The organism is Yinghuangia aomiensis, assembly GCF_039542225.1.
Taxonomy (GTDB): domain Bacteria; phylum Actinomycetota; class Actinomycetes; order Streptomycetales; family Streptomycetaceae; genus Yinghuangia; species Yinghuangia aomiensis.
The window spans coordinates 61,080-84,335 of the sequence record NZ_BAABHS010000025.1; the positions used below are offsets into that span (position 1 = coordinate 61,080).

General features: G+C 71.9%; 17 protein-coding genes. 7 read left to right on the forward strand and 10 right to left on the reverse strand.

From position 1 onward, the window contains the following. The first annotated feature begins 321 nt into the window (after nucleotides 1-321). The 4 genes from ABEA93_RS29510 to ABEA93_RS29525 all read left to right on the forward strand — a co-directional run bounded on the left by ABEA93_RS29510 (nucleotide 322) and on the right by ABEA93_RS29525 (nucleotide 6,716). Entirely contained in the window at nucleotides 322-1,194 is an 873-nt protein-coding gene (locus ABEA93_RS29510) for a response regulator transcription factor (RefSeq protein WP_345678882.1), read from the forward strand. Further along, nucleotides 1,194-2,297 carry a sensor histidine kinase gene (locus tag ABEA93_RS29515; RefSeq protein ID WP_345678922.1) on the forward strand — a complete coding sequence of 368 codons (1,104 nt, stop codon included), beginning with the start codon at nucleotides 1,194-1,196 and terminating at the stop codon, nucleotides 2,295-2,297. The genes ABEA93_RS29510 and ABEA93_RS29515 overlap by 1 nt, the downstream gene beginning before the upstream one ends. A gap of 327 nt (nucleotides 2,298-2,624) precedes the next feature. Beyond that, complete coding sequence (locus tag ABEA93_RS29520) at nucleotides 2,625-6,410, forward strand: multifunctional oxoglutarate decarboxylase/oxoglutarate dehydrogenase thiamine pyrophosphate-binding subunit/dihydrolipoyllysine-residue succinyltransferase subunit (RefSeq protein WP_345678883.1); 3,786 nt, start codon at nucleotides 2,625-2,627, stop codon at nucleotides 6,408-6,410. Nucleotides 6,411-6,536: 126 nt separating this feature from the next. Beyond that, nucleotides 6,537-6,716 (forward strand): DUF6104 family protein, encoded by a 180-nt coding sequence (locus ABEA93_RS29525; protein ID WP_345678884.1) that lies wholly within the window; start codon nucleotides 6,537-6,539, stop codon nucleotides 6,714-6,716. Nucleotides 6,717-6,809: 93 nt separating this feature from the next. Here the strand turns inward: ABEA93_RS29525 and ABEA93_RS29530 are convergent, their stop codons facing one another. Then, entirely contained in the window at nucleotides 6,810-8,288 is a 1,479-nt protein-coding gene (locus ABEA93_RS29530) for a hypothetical protein (protein WP_345678885.1), read from the reverse strand. A gap of 491 nt (nucleotides 8,289-8,779) precedes the next feature. Between ABEA93_RS29530 and ABEA93_RS29535 the strand changes: the two genes are divergently transcribed. Further along, entirely contained in the window at nucleotides 8,780-9,568 is a 789-nt protein-coding gene (locus tag ABEA93_RS29535) for a hypothetical protein (protein ID WP_345678886.1), read from the forward strand. Between the two features lie 387 nt (nucleotides 9,569-9,955). On the opposite strand, the gene ABEA93_RS29540 is transcribed toward ABEA93_RS29535, so the two are convergent. Next, nucleotides 9,956-10,816 (reverse strand): DUF4184 family protein, encoded by an 861-nt coding sequence (locus tag ABEA93_RS29540; RefSeq protein ID WP_345678887.1) that lies wholly within the window; start codon nucleotides 10,814-10,816, stop codon nucleotides 9,956-9,958. A 395-nt stretch (nucleotides 10,817-11,211) separates the two neighbouring features. Here ABEA93_RS29540 and ABEA93_RS29545 point away from each other — a divergent pair, with 395 nt between their 5' ends. Together ABEA93_RS29545 and ABEA93_RS29550 are read left to right on the forward strand one after the other, a co-directional pair. Then, entirely contained in the window at nucleotides 11,212-12,033 is an 822-nt protein-coding gene (locus ABEA93_RS29545) for a DUF4097 family beta strand repeat-containing protein (protein WP_345678888.1), read from the forward strand. Then, nucleotides 12,030-13,067, forward strand: coding sequence for a PadR family transcriptional regulator (locus tag ABEA93_RS29550; protein ID WP_345678889.1), 1,038 nt, complete (start codon nucleotides 12,030-12,032; stop codon nucleotides 13,065-13,067). The genes ABEA93_RS29545 and ABEA93_RS29550 overlap by 4 nt, the downstream gene beginning before the upstream one ends. A 174-nt stretch (nucleotides 13,068-13,241) precedes the next feature. Here the strand turns inward: ABEA93_RS29550 and ABEA93_RS29555 are convergent, their stop codons facing one another. The 8 genes from ABEA93_RS29555 to ABEA93_RS29590 form a co-directional block, all read right to left on the reverse strand. After that, a complete protein-coding gene (locus ABEA93_RS29555) occupies nucleotides 13,242-13,604 on the reverse strand; it encodes a peptidase inhibitor family I36 protein (protein WP_345678890.1) in 363 nt (120 codons plus the stop codon). Nucleotides 13,605-13,987: 383 nt separating this feature from the next. Continuing rightward, the gene (locus ABEA93_RS29560) at nucleotides 13,988-15,448 is read right to left on the reverse strand and encodes a catalase (RefSeq protein ID WP_345678923.1); all 1,461 of its coding nucleotides are present in this window, start codon (nucleotides 15,446-15,448) and stop codon (nucleotides 13,988-13,990) included. Between the two features lie 139 nt (nucleotides 15,449-15,587). Then, on the reverse strand, nucleotides 15,588-16,661 hold the full coding sequence (gene alc / locus ABEA93_RS29565; RefSeq protein ID WP_345678891.1) for an allantoicase: 1,074 nt from the start codon (nucleotides 16,659-16,661) through the stop codon (nucleotides 15,588-15,590). Between the two features lie 91 nt (nucleotides 16,662-16,752). Next, a complete protein-coding gene (gene allB / locus ABEA93_RS29570; RefSeq protein WP_345678892.1) occupies nucleotides 16,753-18,111 on the reverse strand; it encodes an allantoinase AllB in 1,359 nt (452 codons plus the stop codon). Further along, entirely contained in the window at nucleotides 18,108-19,247 is a 1,140-nt protein-coding gene (locus tag ABEA93_RS29575; RefSeq protein WP_425585151.1) for a glycerate kinase, read from the reverse strand. The genes allB and ABEA93_RS29575 overlap by 4 nt, the downstream gene beginning before the upstream one ends. Before the next feature lie 418 nt (nucleotides 19,248-19,665). After that, the gene (gene gcl / locus ABEA93_RS29580) at nucleotides 19,666-21,381 is read right to left on the reverse strand and encodes a glyoxylate carboligase (RefSeq protein WP_345678894.1); all 1,716 of its coding nucleotides are present in this window, start codon (nucleotides 21,379-21,381) and stop codon (nucleotides 19,666-19,668) included. Beyond that, nucleotides 21,381-22,337, reverse strand: a complete 957-nt coding sequence (locus tag ABEA93_RS29585) for a 2-hydroxy-3-oxopropionate reductase (RefSeq protein ID WP_345678895.1) — start codon at nucleotides 22,335-22,337, stop codon at nucleotides 21,381-21,383. The genes gcl and ABEA93_RS29585 overlap by 1 nt, the downstream gene beginning before the upstream one ends. After that, nucleotides 22,337-23,173, reverse strand: coding sequence for a hydroxypyruvate isomerase family protein (locus ABEA93_RS29590; RefSeq protein WP_345678896.1), 837 nt, complete (start codon nucleotides 23,171-23,173; stop codon nucleotides 22,337-22,339). The genes ABEA93_RS29585 and ABEA93_RS29590 overlap by 1 nt, the downstream gene beginning before the upstream one ends. Nucleotides 23,174-23,256: the final 83 nt, after the last annotated feature.

Consider the following 23,256-nt stretch of genomic DNA (forward strand, 5'->3'; position numbering starts at 1 on the left):
GACAAGTCGTCAGATGTTGCGTTGCGTCACCGAATTCCTGCGCAGCGTCAGCGCTTCGTCGCGCTCGGCGGCTGCAAGCCGCACGCCAGCCTATGCCTTGCGCCAACGGGCGGCGTCCACCACGTGAACGAGAAGCACCCAGCGGAAATCACCCCCAGGTCCAACTTCTCTCCCTCCAAGGACATTCCGGGACACTCTGCGGTTCCCGGTTGTGCGCGGGGAGTTATCCCTGGGGATCCCCGGGCGCCCTCCGGCATCGGTTGTCCACAAGTCCTGCCATCCGGCCCCCACGCCCCCCGCACCGCTCTCTACGCTGCGGGCATGAGCGACCACGCGTCCGCATCCGCCCCGCTGCCGCACTCCGCGTCCGGCGCACCTTTCGCCGCGTCTTCCGTCCCGTCCCCGGGCGTCCCGCACCAGGCCGCCGCGGGGCCGGGCGAGCAGCGCCTCGTGCTCGTCGTCGAGGACGAGCCGACCATCGCCGACGCGGTCGCCGCGCGGCTGCGCGCCGAAGGCTTCGCCACCGCGGTGGCGACCGACGGCCCGTCCGCGGTCGCGCTCGCCGAGCGCCAGCGGCCGGACATCGTCGTGCTGGACGTCATGCTGCCCGGCCTGGACGGCCTGGAGGTGTGCCGCCGGATACACAACGTGCACCCGGCCGTCCCGGTGCTGATGCTGACCGCCCGCGACGACGAGACCGACCTGCTGGTCGGCCTCGCGGTCGGCGCGGACGACTACATGACCAAGCCCTTCTCCATGCGCGAGCTGGTCGCCCGCGTGCACGTGCTGCTGCGCCGCATGGAGCGCGCCCAGGCCGCCGCCCGCCGCGAGGCCCCCGAGACGGTGCGGCTGGCCGGGCTGAGCGTGGACCGCACCCAGCGGCGCGTGCACCTGGACGGCGCCGAGATCCACCTGACGCCGACCGAGTTCGACCTGCTGATGTGCCTCGCGACGCGTCCGCGCGCCGTGCTCTCGCGCGAACAGCTGCTGGCCGAGGTGTGGGACTGGGTCGATGCTTCCGGCACCCGCACCGTCGACAGCCACATCAAGGCGCTGCGCCGCAAACTCGGCGCGGAGTGGATCCGCACCGTGCACGGCGTCGGCTACGCCCTGGAGACGCCGGGCGACGCCGGCACCGGGCCTGCCGGGCCTGCCGGGTCCATGGGATCCGCCGGATCCGGAGTGGTGCCGTGATGGCCCGCCCGGCGTGGATGCGGGCCCGGCCGCTGGACCCGCTGCGCTCCATCAAGATCAAACTCGGGGTGCTGGTCGTCGCGTCGGTGTTCACGTCGACGGTGCTGATGATCCTCGGGCTGCGCGCCGACGTGCGGTTCCGGTACATGTTCGTGGTCACGTCGCTGGCCAGCCTCGCCGTCACGCTGCTGCTCGCGCACGGCATGACGTCGCCGCTGCGCGAGATGACCGCGGCCGCCCGCGCGATGGCGCGCGGCGACTACTCGCGGCGGGTCCGCGCCACCTCGCGCGACGAGGTGGGGCAGCTCGCGGACGCGTTCAACCGCATGGCGTCCGACCTCGAACAGGTCGACCGGCACCGCCGCGAACTGGTCGCCAACGTCTCGCACGAGCTGCGCACCCCGATCGCCGGGCTCCAGGCACTCCTGGAGAACCTGGTCGACGGGGTGTGGGAGCCCGACAAGGAGCGCCTCGGGCAGGCCCTGACGCAGACCGAGCGGCTCGGCCGACTGGTCGCGGACCTGCTCGACCTGTCCCGCATCGACGCGGGCGTGGTGCCCCTGCGGGCTCGCGAATTCGCGGTGCGGCCGTTCCTGGAAGGCGTCCTGCGCGAGGCCGAGGCGGTCGGCCTCGACGTGGTCTTCGTGGTCGACGTCGAACCGCCGGCGCTGACCGCGGTCGCCGACCCCGAGCGCCTCCACCAGGTCGTCGCCAACCTCGTCGCCAACGCCTGCCGGCACTCCCCGCCCGGCGGCCGGGTGTCACTCCACGCAACCGCCCACGAGGGCCCCGGCAGCCTCGTCCTGGACGTGCAGGACCAGGGCCCGGGTATTCCGCGCGAGGAGCGCACCCGCGTCTTCGAGCGGTTCATCCGCGGCGGCACCGCGATCGGCGAAACCCCCGAATACCAAGGCGGCCGACGCCGCGAAGGCGGCGGCACCGGACTCGGGCTCGCCATCGCCCGCTGGGCGGTGGACCTCCACGGCGGTGAAATCGCGGTGGCCGAATCCCGGTTCGGGTGCCGAATACGCGTCGTTCTTCCGGACCGGAATGCCCGCGATCAGGCCGGTACCGACACTCTGTCGGCCCACCTCCGGCCATGACCGAGGGTGACCCCACGCCGTGCGGACCAAAACCCCCCAAGACCCCTGCACCGCACATGTGTACTGGTCAACGCGGGTAGGGCGCCCCAAGGCGGTTCGCGCTCACGGGATACCGGCGCTCCGGTTATGACATTGAGTCACCTAGAATTATCAGCAAAGGGACAATTCTCCGCCTCTCGGTCATCTCTCTGTGATCTACGCGACGCGTAGGACGTAGGGCCTGCGCACCATGGCCGAAAGGGCGTAGCCTTGTTTCCCGCTGTCCACCACCCCAGGAAGCGGAAGAGGGCGGTTGCCGCCGTGTCGTCACAGTCCCCTAGCAACCCGATGGCCAGCTTCGGCCCCAACGAGTGGCTTGTCGACGAGATCTACCAGCAGTACTTGCAAGATCCCAGTTCGGTGGATCGTGCCTGGTGGGATTTCTTCGCCGACTACAAGCCCAGCGGAGACGCGGTAAACGCACCCGCAGCAGACTCGTCGAACCGGAGCGGTCCCATCACCACCAGCACTGAGAGTGCGCCCGGCACCGCCGCGCCCGCACCGATCCCGGCGGCCCCGGCCGCTCCCGCCGCACCTGCCGCGGCGGCACCTGCCAGCAACACCAACGGAGCGCCCGGCGTCGCCACGACGACACCCGCGCCCGCGTCCAGCCACCCGATGGTGACCAGCGGCCTGCAGAACGCCGCCGCGGCCGTCGCGCCCAAGCCGACGCCGGCCGACCGCGAGACGCCCGCCGCCAAGGCCGCGCCCGCGCCGTCCACCGGACCGGAAGCCGTCCAGCTCAAGGGCCCGGCCGCGCGCGTCGCCGTCAACATGGACGCGAGCCTGACCATCCCGACCGCGACCAGCGTGCGCGCCGTCCCGGCGAAGCTGCTGATCGACAACCGCATCGTGGTGAACAACCACCTCAAGCGGGCCCGCGGCGGCAAGGTCTCCTTCACCCACTTCATCGGCTACGCCTTGGTGCAGGCGATCAAGTCGATGCCGGCGATGAACCACGGCTTCGAGGAGCGCGACGGCAAGCCGTTCCTCATCAAGCCCGAGCACGTCAACCTGGGCCTCGCGATCGACCTGACCAAGCCGAACGGGGACCGGCAGCTGGTCGTCGCCGCCATCAAGAAGGCCGAAGAGATGGACTTCTTCGGCTTCTGGCAGGCCTACGAGGACATCGTCCGGCGCGCCCGCGCCAACAAGCTCACCGTCGACGACTTCGCGGGCGTCACCGTCTCGCTCACCAACCCCGGCGGCATCGGCACCGTGCACTCCGTGCCGCGCCTGATGCCCGGCCAGGGCACGATCGTCGGCGTCGGCGCGATGGAGTACCCGGCCGAGTTCCAGGGCGCGTCCTCGGACACCATGGCCCGCCTCGCGGTCAGCAAGATCCTCACCCTGACCAGCACCTACGACCACCGGATCATCCAGGGTGCGCAGTCGGGCGAGTTCCTGCGTCGCATTCACCAGCTCCTCCTCGGCGAGGGCGGGTTCTACGACGAGATCTTCGCCTCCCTGCGCATCCCGTACGAGCCGGTGCGCTGGGTGCAGGACATCTCCGCCAGCCACGAGGACGACGTCAACAAGACGGCGCGCGTCCAGGAGCTGATCCACTCGTACCGGGTCCGCGGCCACCTCATGGCCGACACCGACCCGCTCGAGTACAAGCAGCGCCGCCACCCCGACCTCGACGTCGTCGAGCACGGCCTGACCCTGTGGGACCTCGAACGCGAATTCGCGGTCGGCGGGTTCGCCGGGCAGTCGATGATGACGCTCCGCGAGGTCCTCGGCGTCCTCCGCGACTCGTACTGCCGCACCGTCGGCGTCGAGTACATGCACATCCAGGACCCGCAGCAGCGCCGTTGGATCCAGGAACGCGTCGAGGTCGCGCACACCAAGCCCGACCGCGAAGACCAGCTCCGCGTCCTGCGCAAGCTCAACGCCGCCGAAGCGTTCGAGACCTTCCTGGCCACCAAGTACGTCGGCCAGAAGCGTTTCTCCCTCGAAGGCGGCGAGTCGACGATCCCGCTGCTCGACGCGGTCATCTCCGCCGCCGCCGAAGCCGGCCTCGACGAGGTCGCGATCGGCATGGCGCACCGCGGCCGCCTCAACGTCCTGACCAACATCGTCGGCAAGTCCTACGCCCAGGTCTTCCGCGAGTTCGAAGGCAACATCGACCCCAAGTCGATGCACGGCTCCGGCGACGTGAAGTACCACCTCGGCGCCGAAGGCACCTTCACCTCCGAGGACGGCGCCCAGGTCAAGGTGTCGCTCGTCGCGAACCCGTCGCACCTCGAGGCCGTCAACCCGGTCCTCGAAGGCGTCGTCCGCGCCAAGCAGGACATCATCGACATGGCCGGCGCGGGCTTCACCGTCCTGCCGCTGCTCCTGCACGGCGACGCCGCGTTCGCCGGCCAGGGCGTGGTCGCCGAGACCCTCAACATGTCGCAGCTGCGCGGCTACCGCACCGGCGGCACCGTGCACGTCGTCATCAACAACCAGGTCGGCTTCACCGCCGCCCCGGCCGCATCGCGCTCGTCGATGTACGCGACCGACGTGGCCCGCATGGTCGAAGCGCCGATCTTCCACGTGAACGGCGACGACCCCGAGGCGTGCGTGCGCGTCGCGCAGCTCGCCTTCGAGTACCGGCAGGCGTTCCACAAGGACGTCGTCATCGACCTGATCTGCTACCGGCGCCGCGGCCACAACGAGGCCGACAACCCGTCGTTCACGCAGCCGCTGATGTACGACCTCATCGACAAGAAGCGCTCGGTCCGCAAGCTCTACACCGAGGCGCTCATCGGCCGCGGCGACATCACCGTCGACGAAGCCGAGCAGGCGCTGAAGGACTACCAGGACCAGCTGGAGAAGGTGTTCGCCGAGGTCCGCGAGGCGACCACCGCGCAGCTCCCGGCGCACCCCGAGCCGCAGCAGTTGCCCGAGTTCCCCAGCCCGATCGGCACCGCGATCGCCGGCGAAACGGTCAAGCGGATCGTCGAGTCGCAGATCTCCCTGCCCGACGGCTTCGCCCCGCACCCGCGCCTCCAGCCGCAGCTGCAGCGCCGCGCGGCGATGGTCGAGGACGGCACGATCGACTGGGCGATGGGCGAGACCCTCGCGTTCGGTTCGCTGCTCATGGAAGGCCACCCGGTCCGCCTGGCCGGCCAGGACTCCCGCCGCGGCACCTTCGGCCAGCGCCACGCGGTCCTCGTCGACCGCGAGTCGGGCGGCGAGTGGACGCCGCTGGCGAACCTCACCCCCGAGCAGGCCAAGTACACCGTGTACGACTCGCTGCTCAGCGAGTTCGCCGCGATGGGCTTCGAATACGGCTACTCGCTGGCCCGCCCGAACGCCCTCGTGCTGTGGGAAGCCCAGTTCGGCGACTTCGCCAACGGCGCGCAGACGATCATGGACGAGTTCATCTCGTCCGCCGAGCAGAAGTGGGGCCAGCACTCCGGTGTCGTGCTCCTGCTCCCGCACGGCATGGAGGGCCAGGGCCCGGACCACAGCTCGGCGCGCATCGAGCGCTACCTCCAGCTGTGCGCCCAGAACAACATGACGGTCGCCGCGCCGACCCTGCCCAGCAACTACTTCCACCTGCTGCGCTGGCAGGCGCACAACCCGCACCACAAGCCGCTGGTGGTGTTCACCCCGAAGTCGATGCTGCGCCTCAAGGCCGCCGGATCGAAGATCGAGGAGTTCACCTCGGGCGAGTTCCGCCCGGTCATCGGCGACACTTCGGTGGACCCGAAGCAGGTGCGGCGCGTGGTCATGACGTCGGGCAAGTTCTACTACGACCTCGAAGCGCACCGGCAGAAGACCGGCGCGACCGACGTCGCGATCGTCCGCGTCGAGCGGCTCTACCCGCTGCCCGTCGAGGAGATGCGCACCGAGCTGACCCGCTACGGCATGGAGCGCTACGGCAACGGCCTGGAGCTCGTGTGGGCCCAGGAAGAGCCCGCGAACCAGGGCCCGTGGCCATTCATCGCGCTCAACCTCGTCGAAGCGGGCCTGCCGACGCCGCGCCGGATCGCCCGTCCGCACGCCTCGTCCCCCGCGGTGGGTTCGGCCAAGCGCCACGAGGCCGAGCAGCAGGGCCTGGTCGCGGAGGCGTTCGCGTAGTCCGCCAGCCCCCACGGCTCTTCACGGGCCGGTTTTCCGCGGGTCCGCCCCGGCGCTTACGATGCGCCGGGGCGGACCCGTTTCCGCGTCCACCCGCACCCTCCCGCACGTCACAGGAGCAGCAACGTGTACTTCACCGACCGGGGCATCGAAGAACTGGAGTCGCGTCGCGGCGACGAGGAAGTCACCTTCGCCTGGCTCGCCGAGCAACTCCGCACCTTCGTCGACCTGAACCCCGAGTTCGAGACCCCGGTGGAACGGCTGGCCACGTGGCTGGCGCGGTTGGACGACGAGGACGAGGAGTAGGGGCGCGAGCGGGGCGAGCCGCGCGGTCGGCCGGCGCGAGCGGACCCGGCCCGAGCGCCCTGTCCTCCACCACGCGGGGCGTTCAACGGTCCCTCAGCGGGAACGTTCGGCCATCACACCAAGGCTCTTGTCCTGGTGGGCGTCGACGTGGCCGACCCCCGGCAGCTTTGCCGGGAGCCCGACGTTGATTCCCGGGGCCGACCGGCGCACTTCGTTTGCGAGCGAAGAAACCGTGGGCAGCGCGGCGGCGGTGTTCGCGATCGACGTCACCGGTGCCGGGGACGCCTGCCTTGACGGTTCAGGCACGGCGGTCAGCCCACCGCGCCGAAGCTCCGGCCTCTTCCTGGCCGTTCCTTCCGCGTACGCCCGCACACTGCTGCTGGGTGAGAAGCCTTCCGGCACCGCGAGCACAAGGGTACGCCGAGGGCCCTGGGGGCGGGGGCTGCCGGCAGCCTTGTGCCGGGCCACGGCGTCTTCGTACATCCGCCGGTAGGCCCATGCCAACGCCTCCGCCGACAGCTCGCCACCGCCGAGGCGGCCCATGTCCTTGCCCCAGCCCGCGGCGTGCTGCTCGGCAAGACAGGCGATCTCCCTGGCCACCGTTTCCTCGGGGACGCCGTACGCAACCGAGTCGGCAAAGTTGTTCGCACGCCACTCCGGGGAAATGATCGCACCGCTCGCGCGGCGGAGGTCCCGCCAAGCCGTCACACCCTCGTCGAAGCCACGCTCGGGAACGCCCAGTTCCTCACGTGCGCGTTCCTGGAGCCGGACCTCTTGGTCCTCGGGGAGCAGACACTGGTTCAAGGTGACGGCGATGAAGTACCTCGGGTCGCCGACGGTGAGCAGTTCGGGGTCGAAGAACACCGTCCTGTCGTGCAGGACACCCATATTGCCCGCCCAGATGTCCGGCAGCCCCTTCACGTGGCGTACTTCCGGGACGTGTTCGAGGGTGTCGACAGGAGCGGCGATGAGCCGGGCGAAGTCCTCCGGAAAGTCGAGGTCCTCGTGCAGTCGGCCGACGGCGGGGATGCCCGTGACGCGTGCCCAGTCCTGACGTATGCGCCGCGTGTGATGGTCGATGAAGCCCTCGCGGGTCGCAGGGGGCACCACGCCGATGGGTGACGCGTCGATGCTCAGACGGGAGACCTGGCCCATGTACTCCGGGATGTCGGATTCCACAAGGCGCTCGGGGAACGGCTGCCGAAAGGCCGGACCGTTCTCGGGCGGTTTGGTCGCACCCTCGATGTACTCGATCAGCATGAAATGCTCGTCGCCGCGCTTCCAACCGGGTGTGGCGTAGACGATGCCGGGCGTCTGCGGGAGATGGCTCATGGCGCGGATGATCGCCGGTTCCGCCCAGACGCGGTCGTACTTGTCGTTCGCCTCCACCTTGGGACGCCGGTACAACAGCGCGCCATGCTCGGTGTCCTGGCACCTGACCGAGAGGTTCTGCTGACCCACCAGGACCACTGCGGACCCGTCGTGGATCGCACGCTCGACCTGCCGGGCCAAAGCACGTGCTGCGGCGTCGCGCATCGGCCACGGCTCGTCCGCAGCGTGCGACGGGCTCATCGCCTGCCGACGCGCGGATCGCGACCGAACCGGCGGCAGGCGGTTGACCGTCCCCACACCGTCTCACCGGCACCCACCGCCGCGGCGCTCCGCTTCACCGTCTTCACCGTCTCCGTGTTGCCTACGGCCTGAAGTCTCACCACGGCGTCATCCACAGTCGGACTGTAGCGGCCCCCGGGGCAGCGGACACCGGGTTGACGGTGGTCCGCGCATACCGGCACCCGCGGCGCCGCGGACACGCCGCGGCCGGCAGAGGAGGGCATGGTGATCGCCTCCTGTGGAGAATCACGAAGCCGACACGCCAGTGCCGCCGGCGGTCCCGGGTGAGAACCGTGGAGGTCTCGACGCGCGGCAGAGGCCGGACGACCGTCCGGCCGCACCGTCGGTTCGCCGGGTGCGGGACTGTCCCTTCCGCGAGGTAATTCACTTGCTGTGCGCGGGAGTTGGCTGGATACGTGGACGGGCGCCGGTCCGGCCGGTTCGCTGTGCGCGTGGCTACACTGCGTCAAGTCCTCGAGGACCTGGGCCGTCTCGGCAAGTCGCCGATGGTCGCCGCCCAGGCGCGTTCCACCGCCGCGGAGTGGCTCCGGCACGAAGCCCGTGATCCGGGGAACGCGGAGCAGTCCGGGCAGTTCGCGGCCGCGGCGAAGGTGCTTCACGCGCGGGCGCTGGAAGACATCGAGGCGGCCGTCACCACCCAGGTCGACGTGTACGTGGGCTACGGGAAGCGCGGCCGGAGCATCACGGACGACGCCACCGCGGAGCGGATCCGCACCGAGCGCGCACGGGACGAGCAGGACCAGGTGCGCCGGTTGCGCGAAGGCGCAGGGAAGGATGCCGCCGAGGTACCGGGTCACGACGCCGCGTCCCTGCTGGAGTGGGCCGAGAATCGGAAGATCGCGCTGTTGGACGGACCCATCGCGGTCAACCCGAACACGCGCGGCGCCGTGGAGCACGTCGCCAACCTCCGTTTCTCCTGGCACATGGGCTCGGCGGCCGGGTATGGGCGCGGTGAAGTCGCCGCCATCAAGGCGGCCGATGACAGGGTGGCCGCTTGCCTCCTCAGGCAGGCCGACTCCGCCGTCACCGGGCATGTCGCCGTCGAACGCCTCCGGCATCCGGGCGGGCACCGTGCGGTAGCCCGGGGTCTGGGCCCCGAAGCGCCGGGGCTCCCGGGCAACCCGGCCGCCGGACGGGCCGGACATGCGTCGGCCGAGGTGAAGGCGACCGGGCAGCCCCGCGGCGCCGGATACGAGGCCGACAAGAGCGCCGAGTTCTAGGCCGCGGCTCGTGAGTGGTCCACCTTGCTGGAGCGGGAGACGGCGATCGCGGAGGCGGTCGCCGCTACGAGGGCCGGGTTTCCCTGACTCTGGCGTCCTTCGGGCAACGGGCTGACGGCCCCGAGTGCCGGCGCTTTGCCTACGCCGACGGCGGTCGTACGCGTGACGGCATTGCGCTCGGGGTGCGCTGTGCGATCGCCGCCGCGATGTGTGGTGGTGGTGTGGTGTGGGACGAGGCTCGCGTGCTCGGTCCGGTCCGGCCGGAGATCGGGCCAGGTTTCGCGAACCGGTCGTCCTCGCCGCGGCATTCGCGCCGGTCGAGGCCGCGGCGTCACCCGCCGCTGCGGTCTCCCGCCTGCCTGCCGATGTTCACCGCGTATGCGGATTTCAGCCCGCCCGGGTAACCGTCCCGCGGCCGCGCCAGACCGCCCACACGGCGCCGTAGGTCAGGAGCGCCACGGCCAAGCCGCGGCCGAAGCCCGTGGCGAAGTAGAAGCCGACGACCTCGAAGGACTGGCCGTTGTAGGGGCGCATGCGGTGTACGGCCGAGGCGAGGCCGGCGAGGGAGAGGGCGGCGAGGACGGCCAGGCGGGCCGGGACGCCTATGCGGGTGCGGTGGTCGACCGGGTGGGCGGGCAGGGCGGTGAAGCGGCGAGTGGACCACCAGGTGATGGCCGCCAGGCCGACGACGGTGCTGGTGTGTTGGAGGAGGACGAACCACGGGCGGCCGAAGAGTCCTTCGTCGCGGAGCCACGGGGCAACGCGGGCCACGCCGGGGTCGGCGTAGTGCGTCCAGGCGTCCCAGCACAGGTGGGTGAGGGCGCCGAGCCAGGCCGACACGAGGAACCAGCCCGCGATGCCGACGAGTTCGCGGGGGCGTAGGCGGCCGGTGCGGAGGTCGGCGGGGAGGCGGGGCCGGAGTGGGGCTTCGATGCGGGCGCGGATGGCGTCCGGGACGAGGGCGAGCAGCGGACGGAGCAGGAGCAGGTGCCAGACGGCGACGGCGATCGCGGTCAGGACCGGGGCGATGAGGAAGACGCCAGGGACCACGGCGTGCGTGTCGCCGCGGTCGTAGGAGAGCGGGCCGAGGCGCAGGTCGACGAACAGGACGGCGTCCGGCGCCATCGAGCCGAACGCGAGCGCGGACGCGACGAGCGGGCCGCGGCGCGGGGGTTCGCCGGGGATACCGGTGCGGGTGCCAGAGGCGAGCGGCAGGGTCGCGGCGATGTGGCTGAGGGTGAAAGGCATCGAGGCGTTCCGGGTCCCGTCGGTGGCAGGCCGACGGCGGGGTCGCCGGTCGGCTGGGCAGGCAAGGCTATGCCGGTCGGATGATCACACCGGCCGGGGGAACCCCCGTAGTTTCCAGCGTAGTCAGGGCCCGACGCGGCCCACCGCCGTCCACAGGCCCCGTCCACAGCCCTTGCGCGGACGCTGCACACTCTTTGCGCGGCCCCGACCCGGCCCGCTCATGGCATCCCCCGCAAACGGAACCGACCCCACCCTCTTGACGCGCACCGAACGCGATATATCGTGGATGACGGGGTCACACGATATATCGCGTACCGCGTGTCCCCGGGGGAAGCGCGTCCGTCCCAGGCCATGGTGCTCCACCGCGCCTACGGCCGGAAGGAGAGGGGGGATACATGTCCCGATGGACCGTCGCCGAGCCGAAGGTGCTCGACCTCGATCCGGTCCGCACCGTGCGCGTCCGCACCGTCGCCGGCCTCGTCGACGTGGTCGGCACCGACGGTCCGACCCGGCTCGAAGTCGCCGGCCTCGAAGGGCCGCCGCTCGACGTGCACCACGACCCGGACGCCGGCGAACTCGTCGTCGGCTACCAAGACCTGACCTGGACCAACCCGAAGACCTGGCTCGACCGCCACGTCCACGGCCGCTCCTGCCGGGTCGCACTCGCCGTCCCGTGGGACTGCGCCGTCGACACCGCCGTCATGTCCGCCCACGCCACCGTCTCCGGCGTGCACGGCACCGTCGCGGTGCGCAGCGTCGCGGGCGGCATCACGCTCGTCGGCCTGACCGGATCCGTCGAAGCCGCCACGGTCGCGGGGGCCGTCGAAGCCGAATCCCTGGCCGGCGACTTCCAGGTGGCCACCGTCTCCGGCGACCTCACGCTGGTCGAAGGCACCGGCGGACGGGTCCGCGCCCACTCCGTCTCCGGCGCCATGGTCATGGACCTCGACGCCTTCGGGCGCAACGATGTCCACCTGTCGACGGTTTCCGGGGGACTCACCGTCCGCCTCCCCCACGATGGCGACGTGGAGGTGGACGTGCGGTCTTCGAGCGGCACGGTCGGTTCGGCGTTCTCCGAACTCACCGCACGCACCGGATTCGGAACCTCCCGGTTGGTCGGCACGTTGGGCGGTGGTACGGGGCGTCTGCGGATCAGCTCGGTGTCGGGGGACGTCGCGCTGCTGCGCCGGGCGCCGGAAGGAAAGGTATCGGCATGACCCCGGTCTTCGGCCACGGCCGACTGCGGCTGTATCTGCTCAAGCTCCTCGACGAGAGCCCGCGGCACGGCTACGAGATCATCCGGCTGCTCCAGGACCGTTTCCTGGGCCTCTACGCACCCTCGGCGGGCACCGTCTACCCGCGGCTCGCCAAGCTCGAACAGGAAGGCCTGGTCACGCACTCGGTCGAAGGAGGCCGCAAGGTCTACCGGATCACCGAGGCCGGCCGCGCCGAGCTGGCCGAGCGGCAGCCCGAACTCGACGCACTGGAATCAGAAATCCGCGACTCCGTCTACGAGCGGGCCCGCGAGATCCGCGACGAGGTCCGCACCTCGGCCCGCAACCTGCGCGAGGAACTCCGCCAGGCCACCCGGGAGATGCGGGACACCCCGCAGGACACCCCGGGCGCGACGGGCGCGGACCGCGACGGCGCCGCCTCGGGCGGCCCCGGCAAGGACGACCCGGTGTCGGCGTGGGCCAAGAACATCGGCCCTGCCCTGTCGCAGAAGATGGTCGACCTCGCGGAGGGCCTCGCCCAAGGCCTCGCGGGTCTCACCGAGCACCACGCACAGCATCTGGAAGAGGAACTCCGGCGCCGCTTCGGTCCGGAGGGCCCGGGCGACGGGCGCGGCGGGAAGGCGGCCACGGCCACCGGAAAGCCGACCGGCACGACGACGGGCAAGACCGCAGGCCAACCGGCGGGCAAGAGCGCGGGCAAGACGACGGCGAAGCCGGCCCCGGCGGCGGCCGGCGCCGACGACCCGTGGCGCGCCGAGACCGATCCGGCCACGGACCACGGCACCACGCCCTCCGCGGACTCCCCCGCAGGCGAGTCCGGCAAGGCGGGCACGTCCGGGAAGACCGGGAAGACGGCTCCCGGCCTGGACGAACTCGGCCGCCTGTTCGACCGCTTCCGCACCGAGATCGACACGGCTGCGGGACGCGCCGGCCTGACCCCGAGCCAGGTCGACCGGGCCCGCGACGTGCTGGTGCGCGCGTACACCGAGTTGAGCGACATCGTGAACGACCGGTGACGTGACGTTTCTGCACGGCAACGGCAACGGCCACGGCCACGGCCACGACCGCGGCCGCGGCCACCGGAAGAGCCGGAGTGGACCCCCGGGCGCAGCCCCCCGACAGTGGCGCGCCCGGGGTGAAGCGCGCGGTTCGGCTCCCTGACCGGCCGACCGCGCGCGTTCGCGGGGCGCTCAGCAGCCGAAGACCGGCCGCGGGCGCATCGAGCTGACCTTGGAGCCGAAGTCGCCCAGGCCCCCGTTGAATCCGGACGTGACGACGTGCGCGTCGCCCTTGTAGGCGGCGTGCTCGTAGAGGCACCACGTGTCGCCGGTGTTGTTGTTGACCTGGGCGACGTGGTCGTTGAGACGGCCGCTGCCGAACCCGCCCAGGTCGTAGACGCCCTTGCTGAACTCGCCGCGCGCGCCGTTGCCTTCCACGCACAGGGTGGCCGCCGGGCAGCCGATGGCGGACGCCGACGAGGCGAACGCCACGGTGGGCGCGATGAACGCGGCGGACGCGAGGACGGCGATCAGCGGGCGGTGCAGCGAACGCACGGATTTCTCCTGAGAGTTGGTGGGATGCAGTCGGAGACGGGCGGCAACGGCCCGGTCACGCACGGCAGTCCAGCACCGCCCCCGAGGGGAACACAACGGTTGGTTACGGACGTTGGTGCGGCCGGGTGAACCGATTCCTCCGATCGGCCCAGCCGCACAACACCTCAAGGCGCAAGGCGCAGGGCACCAAGACACCGGCCTGGCCGCGACACGGCACAAGCCCGGCCCCCCCGGCACGCCCATGAGCCACCCCGCTCACGAACGCGCCGGAAGGCCGGGCCCGCGGGACCGACCTCGGCGGCGGGCACACGCCGCGGTGCCCACCGCCGGAATCAGGTCGGCCGGTCGTCCGGTCGGCGGTACTCGGCCGTCCTCAGCCGACCTCAGCCGTCCGACTCCCGGATTTCCCGCACCGCCTCCGCCAAACGCCGCCCGTAGTCCGGGTCCGCCGCGTGGAAGTGCGGCAGCACCCGGTCCACGATGTCGTCGCGGGTCACCTGTCCCAGGCTGCCCGCCAGGTTGGCGATCAGCCGCGCCTTCTCCTCGTCCGACATCAGCCGGTACAGCTCCCCCGCCTGCACGAAGTCGTCGTCCTTCACATGCGCCGGGGTCTCGTGCGTGCCGGTGAAGCCCGTGACGGCGAGCGGCGCGCCCAGCGCCTGGCCGGTCTCATACGGGCCGCCGAAGCTGTTCGGCTCGTAGTTCTTCGCCCGGCCGCCCGCGTTGGCCGCCATCGCGCCGTCGCGGCCGTGGTTGCGCGCGGTCGCGGCGTGCGGGGCGTTGACGGCGAGCTGGGTGTGGTTCACGCCCAGGCGGTAGCGGTGCGCGTCCGCGTACGCGAACAGCCGCCCCTGGAGCATCTTGTCCGGCGACGGACCGATCCCGGGGACGAAGTTGTTCGGCGAGAACGCGGCCTGCTCGACCTCGGCGAAGACGTTCTCCGGGTTCCGGTCCAGGACCAGCCGGCCGACCTTGATCAGCGGGTAGTCGGCGTGCGGCCACACCTTGGTGAGGTCGAACGGGTTGAACCGGTAGCGGGCCGCATCCGCCGCCGGCATGACCTGGACGTGCAGCGTCCACGACGGGAACACGCCCCGTTCGATGGCCTGGTGCAGGTCGCGCTGGTGCGAGTCCGCGTCGCCGCCCGCGATCTCGGCGGCCTGGTCGTTGGTGAGCGAGCGGACGCCCTGGTTCGTCTTGAAGTGGTACTTCACCCAGAACGCTTCGCCCGCGGTGTTGACCCACTGGTAGGTGTGCGACCCGTAGCCGTTCATGTGCCGGTACGACGCGGGGATGCCGCGGTCGCCGAACAGCCACGTCACCGGGTGGGTCGCCTCCGGGGAGTGCGACCAGAAGTCCCACACGTTCTCCGCCTCGGTGATGCCGGTGAACGGGTCGCGCTTCTGCGAGTGGATGAAGTCGGGGAACTTCAGCGGGTCCTTGATGAAGAAGACCGGGGTGTTGTTGCCGACGAGGTCGTAGTTGCCTTCCTCGGTGTAGAACTTCAGCGCGAACCCGCGCGGGTCCCGGACGGCGTCGGACGCGCCCAGGTTCCCGGCGACCGTCGAGAACCGCAGGAACACTTCGGTGCGGCGGCCGAGTCCGCCGAGGAAATGGGCGCGGGTGAAGGCGGACACGTCGTCCGTGACCTCGAAGAACCCGTAGGCGCCGGACCCGCGGGCATGCACCACGCGCTCCGGGATCCGCTCCCGGTTGAAACGGGCGAGCTTCTCCAGCAGGTACTGGTCCTGGATCAGCAGCGGACCCCCGACACCGGCCTGCGCCGAGTTCTGGTTGTCCGCGACGGGTGCGCCCGCCTCGGTGGTGAGGACCCGCTCGGATATCGGCCCGGACAGCGGCTCGGTCAAGTGCTCGGACATGCGGTGATGGCTCCTGTCGGCAGTCGGTGGGCGGATGGAGGCGGCGGCGTCACTCCGCGGTGCGGGCGCGGCGGCGTCACTCCCCGGTGCGGGCGCCGCGAGGTCACTCCCCGGCGCGGGCCCGCAGGTCGGCGATGGCCGCGGGGGTCAGCTCCCCGATGAGGCGCAGCCGGGCGACGCCGCCGTCCGGGTAGACGTCTATGCGCACGTGGGTGGCGGGTCGGTCGGGTGCGACGCGGAAGCGGTGCCGGGTGTCCGGCTGGACGGGCGTCGCGGGCAGCAGGTCGAACTCCTCGGCGCCGGCGCCGCTGTCGGATGCGGCGAGCCGGATCCAGCCGGGTGCGTTGCCCTGGTAGTGGTCGGTGTCGACTTCGACCGCGGTGATCAGGGCCTCGCCGGCGAGCCGGAAGGCGACCCAGTCGTGGCCGTCGTCGCGGCGGCGGCGGGTTTCCCAGCCCTCCCCCATCACCCGGGACCGGCCGGGTGCGTTCATGTGCTGCGGCGGGGAGAAGTAGCGGTCGCTGGCGGCGAGCGCGGCGCCGCCGTATTCGGCGGCGAGGACGTCCACGGTCAGGCCGTCGAGGTAGTCCGGGTCGGGGACGACCTCGCCGTGCACGCGCAGCCGGGCGACGCCGCCGTCCGGGAAGATGTTGAGGCGGACGTGGGTGAACCGGCCGTCGGCGGCCACGTCGAACCGGTGCGCGGTGTCGCCCTGGAGCGGGCTGTGCGGCACGATCCCGGTCCATTTCACGTCCTCGGCGAGGACCTCGTCGACCGACGGGATGCCGGGCACGAACGCCGCTTCGACGGATGCGTACGGCGGGTAGTTGCCGAGGAAGTGCGCGGTGTCGACGACGATCCCGCGGATCACCCCGGGCGCGCCGAGGCGGACGACGGCCCAGTCGTGCTCGTCGGGGCGGACGTGCGGCTTGGCCGCGCTGGTGCCGCGGCGGCGGCGGGTCTCCCAGCCGTCCATGATCTGCCCCTTGGGGCCGAACGTGTGGGGCCGGAACTCGGGGGCGCGGTCCAGGAGCAGGTTCTCCTTGTCGGCGAACCATTCGTCGTTGGCGGCGATCACCCCGGCGCCGAGGGAGCGCGCGGCCAGGTTGGTCAGATCGGCGAAGTCGGCAATAGCGGAGGAATCAGCGTAATTCGACAGGCTCTCGGGTGTGGTCATCTGCATCTCCGGTCTCGTGCGGGGGCGCTGACGAAAGATCAGAAACCGGGGGGCGGCGCGTGGCCGCGGCGGCGGCGCTGCGCGGGGGTGATCACGACGCGCCCCGGGCCAGCAGCGTGCCGTGCGGGGTGCCGTCGACGTCGAGGCGTCGGCCGCGCAGCCAGGTGGCGCGGACGACGCCGGCCAGTGCGCGGCCGGTGTAGGGGGTGACCGGGTTGCGGTGGTGCAGTGCGGCCGGGTCGACGGTGAACGCGGCGTCCGGGTCGAACACCACCAGGTCGGCGTCGTATCCGGGGGCGATGGCGCCCTTGCGCCGCAGTCCGGCGAGCCGGGCGGGGCCGGTGGACATCCAGCCGGCCAGGTCGGCGAGGGTGTGCCCGCGGCGGCGGGCTTCGGTCCAGATCGCGGGCAGCCCGAGTTGGAGCGAGGCGATGCCGCCCCAGGCGAGGGCGAAGTCGCCTTCCTCCAGGCGCTTGAGGTCGACGGTGCACGGCGAGTGGTCGGACACCACGGCGGCGAACTCGCCGCCGGCCAGGGCTTCCCACAGGCGGTCGCGGTTGGCGTCCGACCGGATCGGCGGGCAGCACTTGAACGAGGTGTCTCCGTCGGGCACGTCCTCGGCGGCCAGGGTGAGGTAGTGCGGGCAGGTCTCCGCGGTGGCGTCCACGCCGTCGGCGCGGGCTTTGGCGAGCAGCGGCAGCACGTCGGCCGAGGACACGTGCAGGACGTGCACGCGTGCGCCGGTGGCGCGGGCGGCGTCGAGGAGTCCGGCGACGGCGGTCGATTCGGCGGCGTCCGGGCGGGACGCGAGGAAGTCGGCGTAGTCGCGGCCGGCCCGCTGCGGTGCGGCGTCGAGGACCTCGGGCGCCTCCGCGTGGACGATCGACAGCGCGCCGATCCGGGCCAGCTCGGCGATTGCGTCGTCGAGCTGTTCGCGGTTCAGGTGCGGGAACTCGTCGACGCCGGACGGCGACAGGAAGCTCTTGAAGCCGAACACACCCGCGCGGTGCAGCGGTTCGAGGTCGTCGAGGTTGTCGGGGACGGCGCCGCCCCAGAACCCGACGTCGACGTGCACGCGGCCGCGCGCCGCGTCCTGCTTGGCGTGCAGGGCGGCGACGGTCGTGGTCGGCGGGATCGAGTTGAGGGGCATGTCGATCAGCGTCGTCACCCCGCCCGCGGCGGCAGCCCGGGTGGCGCTCGCGAACCCTTCCCACGCGGTGCGGCCGGGTTCGTTGACGTGCACGTGGGTGTCGACCAGGCCGGGCAGCAGCGCCGACTCGCCCAGGTCCTCGACCTGCGGCGCGTCGACCGAGCCGTACGGCTCGACGGCGGTGATCCGCCCGCCCGCGACGACCACGTCGGCCGCGGTCTCGCCGTCCGGCCCGACCACGCGGCGGGACCGGAACACCCGCGACGGGGCACCTGGGGTTTCGGCAAACGGTGCGGTCATGGTGCGGCCTCCTCGTCGGTCGGCTCCGGCAGGTCGCGGGCCACCCGCGCACCGGCTTCCTCCGCGTACTTCCCGGCGTCGGCGAGCGGGTCGCCGCCCTCGGCGATCACGTCGAGCGGGTACGCGCGGACGATCCCGGCCGCCTGGAGCTGTTCCGTGGACAGCTCCAGGCGGCCGCACACCGCCACGACCGGCACCGCGGCGCGGGCGGCGGCCGCGGCGACCCCGGCGGGGGCTTTCCCGTGCAGGGTCTGCCGGTCGAGGCGGCCTTCCCCGGTGACGACGAGCGCGGCCCCGGCCAGGACCGGCGCGAAGCCGAGGAGGTCGAGAAGCAGGTCGATCCCGGGGCGCAGGGACGCGCCGAGGAACGCCATGGCGCCGAAACCCACCCCGCCGGCGGCACCCGCGCCGGGCAGGTCGGCGGTGCGGTCGTTCCCCGGCACGTCCCGCCCGGTGATCACGGCCCAGCGGGCGAGCGCGGCGTCGAGGACCGGCACGTCCTCGGGTCCGGCGCCTTTCTGCGGGCCGTAGACCGCCGCGGCCCCGGTGGGGCCGAGCAGCGGGTTGTCCACGTCGGAGGCGATGACGACCTCGATGCCGCCGTAGCGGCGGCGAAGGTCGGCCGCCTCGATGCGGTCCAACGCGGACAGGGCGGCGCCGCCGGGCGGCAGCTCGGTCCCGCGGGAGTCGAGCAGCCGCCCGCCGAGCGCCTGCACCAGGCCGGCGCCGCCGTCGGTGCAGGCGCTGCCGCCGAGACCGAGGACGATGCGACGCGCCCCCACGCGCACCGCCTCGGCGATCAATTGACCGACGCCGTAGCTGCTCGCGGTCAGCGGCGCGGGCACGCCGCCGGGCAGTTTGACCAGCCCGGCGGCCTCGGCGAGTTCCACCACGGCGGTGCTGCCGCGGAGGGCGAACGAGGCGTCCACGGGCTGCCCGGTCGGCCCGGCGACCCGGGCGGGGACCCGGCGGAACCCGGCGGCGACCGCCGCGTCGACGGTGCCGTCGCCGCCGTCCGCGACCGGCATGAGACGCAGGTCGGCTTCCGGCAGCACGCGCCGGATGCCGTCCGCGATGTGCGCGGCGGCCTCGGCGGCGGTGAGCGTGCCCTTGAACTTGTCGGGCGCGACGACGATCTTCGGCGGATTCACAGGACACGCTCCTTTCGGGGAAACCAGGGGACTCCGACGGTAGTGAGGCCGGACGCGGGACGGGAGCCTGTGGACAACGGGCTGTGGACGACGGACCGGCCTGGTACCCGCGCGGGCGCGACCGCTCTCCTTCGGACGGTAGACCAACCGGCCCGTCCCGCGGCGCCGACGCGGCGCCGGCTCGTCCGAGGGGTTGCGCCACCCGGCGGCACGGGCCGCGACACCGGTTCGTGTGCCGCCGGGTGGGGCTTGGGGGCGGCCTACGGCGAGGCCGCCGGATCCCGGCCGGAGCCGGGGGCGCGCAGCGGGGCCCGGCGGGAAGACGGTCCGGGTCGGTGCCGGACCCCGCGGTTCCGGGGCCGCCGGGAACCCCGCTTCCGCGGGTCTCCGGCGGCACGCTCCGCTACGGCGCGGGCTCGAATTCCCGCACGGCGTCGATGGCCGGGCCGTGCGGTGTGTTCGCCTCGCGCTCGATCATGATCTCCACCAGGACCGGCCGGGACGTGGTCCGGGCCTCCTTGCGCGCCCATTCCAGCGCGTCCCGGATATCGCCCGGTTCGAGGACGCGGCGGCCGGAGCAGCCGTACGCCTCCATGATCTTCACGTTGTCGGCGCCGTAGTCGTCGTAGTGGATGTCGACCTGGTAGTTCATGTCGTACGGGATCGACGCCTGCCGGATGAGCCCCAGGTACTCGTTGTTGAGCATGACGATCACGAACGGCACGTTGTACTGCGCCGCGACCGCCAGCTCCTCGACGAGGTACTGGAATCCGTAGTCGCCGACGATTCCGACGACCTCCGCGTCCGGGTCGCTGTTCTTGAGCGCCTTCTTCACGCCGATCGCCGCCGGGATCTCCCAGCCGAGCGGGCCGGCCTGGCCGCAGATCTGGTAATGCCGCGGCTTGTAGGCCTTCTGGTGCTGGCCGCCCCAGATCTGGTACAGACCGATCGCGGTGACGAAGTAGGCGTTCTCGTCGAAGACTTCGTTGATCTCCTTGTACGCGCGCGGCGCCTTCACCGGCACCGTGTCGAAGTCCTCGCGCCGGGTCAGCGTCGCCTTGAGTTCCTGCACGCGCGCCACCCAGTCGCCCGCCTCGCGGCGGATCCCGCGCTCGCGGGCAGCCTCCAGGAGCGCCCGGAGGAACAGCCGGGTGTCCGCCACGATGCCCAGGTCGGGCTCGAACACCTTGCCGATCTGCGTGGGTTCGATGTCGACGTGGATGAACTTCCGCTGGCCGCGGTACACGTCCAGCGTCCCGGTGTGCCGGTCGCCGAACCGCGCACCGAGCGCCAGCACGAGGTCGGATTCCAGGAACGACGCGTTGCCGTACCGCTGCGACGTCTGAATGCCCGTCATGCCGCTGTAGAGGGGGTGGTCTTCGTCGATCGAGCCCTTGCCCATCAGGGTGACCTGCACGGGGATCTGCAGCAGCTCGGCCAGTTCGACGAGTTCCTCGTGCGCTTCGCCGATGATGACGCCGCCGCCGGACAGCAGCAGCGGGCGCTCGGCGGCCAGCAGCAGGTCGAGGGCCGCGTCCACGCGCGGCAGGTGCGGGTGCACCTCGGCGACCGGCAGCGGCGCGTCCAGATCCGGGTCCCACAGGATCTGCTGCTGCTGGACGTCCAGCGGCAGGTCGATCAGCACCGGCCCCGGACGGCCCGACCGGGCGATCCGGAACGCCTCGCGGAAGATCCACGGGGCCTGTGCGGCCTCCTTGACCTGCACCGCCCACTTGACGACCGGCTTGGCGATCTCGACGATGTCGACCGCCTGGAACGCCTCCTGGTGCAGCTTGCTGGAGACCGCCTGGCCGGTGATGCACACGATCGGGATCGAGTCGGCGTGCGCCGTGTAGAGACCGGTGATCATGTTGGTGCCGGCCGGGCCCGACGTGCCGATCGCGACACCCACGTTGCCGTTGGTGCGCGCCCAGCCGTCGGCCATGTGCGTGGCGCCTTCTTCGTGCCGGACGATCAGATGCTCGATCGTGCCGTCCTTCTCCAGCGCCTTGTAGAGCGGCAGGATCGCCGCGCCGGGGCAGCCGAACGCGGTGTCCACACCCTCGGACTTGAGGACGTGCACGACTGCGTCCATCACCGGCATGAGCTGCGGGGCCATCAGGCTTCCCCTCCGTTCCCGGTTCCGTTCCCGGTCGCCGCGCCGCGCGGGCTCGGCGCGAGGCCGTTGAGCCGCTCCAGGCCGAGCAACAGGCCGCTGTGGTCGAGGCCGCCGTCGCCCTGCGCGCGCAGCGCGGCGACGAGCTGGGTCGCGAGGGCCCCGAACGGCAGGACGAGGCCGAGTTCGCGGGCCGCCTCGGAGACGATGCCCATGTCCTTGTGGTGCAGGTCGATGCGGAAGCCCGGGGCGAACTCGCGGGCCCGCATGCCGGCGCCCTTGCGGGCCATCACGGTGCTGCCCGCGAGGCCGCCGCCGAGCACGGCCAGCCCCGCCTCGGTGTCGACACCCGCGCGTTCCAGGAACAGCAGGGCCTCGGCGACGAGTTGGATGTTGCCCGCGACGATCAGCTGGTTCGCGGCCTTGACGGTCTGGCCGGCGCCGTGCGGCCCGACGTGCACGATCGTCTTGCCGAGCGCCTCGAACAGCGGCAGCGCGGCGGCGAAGTCGGCGGCGTTCCCGCCGACCATGATGGACAGCACCGCTTCGATCGCGCCCGCCTCGCCGCCGGACACCGGGGCGTCCAGGACGCGCAGCCCGAGCGCGGCACCGGCTTCGCCGACGGCCACCGACGTGCTGGGCTTGATGGAACTCATGTCGACGACGAGGGTGCCGGGGCGCACGTTGGCGAGCACGCCGCCGTCGCCGTACATGACCTCTTCGACCTGCGGGTCGGCCGGGACCATGGTGATCACGGCGTCCGCGTCGCGGACCGCGTCGGCGATGTCGTCCGCACCGTGGCCGCCGGCCTCGACCAGGCGGTCGATCTGCGGGCGGGTCAGGTTGTATCCGGCGACCTCGTAGCCGGCCTTGAGCAGGTTGGCGGCCATCGGGCCGCCCATGATGCCCAGGCCGACGAAGCCGATCTTGCGTATCGCGGGGGTGTCAGTACTCGTCATCAGGCGTTTCCCTCCCCGGAGCGCCGGTCGCGCGGGAGCCAGCCGAAGCTGTCCGTGCTCGGGCCCGCGGGCTTGTATTCGAGGCCGATGCGTCCGCCGTAGCCGACGTCCGTCAGGCGGCCGAACAGGTCGTCGAAGTCGAGGCCGCCGGTGCCGGGCTGTCCGCGGCCCGGGCTGTCGGCGATCTGGACGTGGCCGAAGCGGTCCGCGTACGCCGCGATCACCGCCGGCAGGTCCTCGCCCATCACGGCGAGGTGGTACAGGTCGCACAGGAACTTCGCGTTGCCGAGCCCGGTCGCCGCGTTGACCGCGTCGACCACGTCGACCGCCGCCTTGGCGGAGTCGAGCTGGTACCGCGGGTTCTCCACGGTGTTGACCGCCTCGACCAGCACGACCGCGCCTTCGCGGTGCGCGGCCTGCGCCGCCAGTGCCAGGTTCTCCAGGGCGAGTTCGCTCTGCGCCTTGGGGTCGAGGCCGTCGACGCGGTTGCCGTAGAGCGCGTTGAGCGCCCGGCAGCCCATCCGGGCGGCGAACCCGGCCGCGACGTCGATGTTGGCGCGGAACCGGTCGGAGTCCGCGGGCCGGGACAGCAGCCCGCGGTCGCCCGCGGGCATGTCCCCGGCATCGAAGTTGAGGCCCACCAGCCGGACGCCCGCGTCTCCGAACGCACGCTCCAGCGCGTCGAGTTCCGCATCGTCCGGGGTCGGGCCGGCGAACGGCCACCACAGCTCGGCCTCGGCGAAGCCGGCGTCGGCGGCGGCCTGCGGGCGGTCGAGCAGGGGCAGTTCGGTGAACAGGATCGACAGGTTGACATCGAAGCGCAATACGGCGCTCACGGACTCACCTCTTCCACGGCCGTCTTCCGTGATCTCCCGCAGGGCGATTGCCCGGTGTGGCGAGCAGCACGGCTCAGATTCCA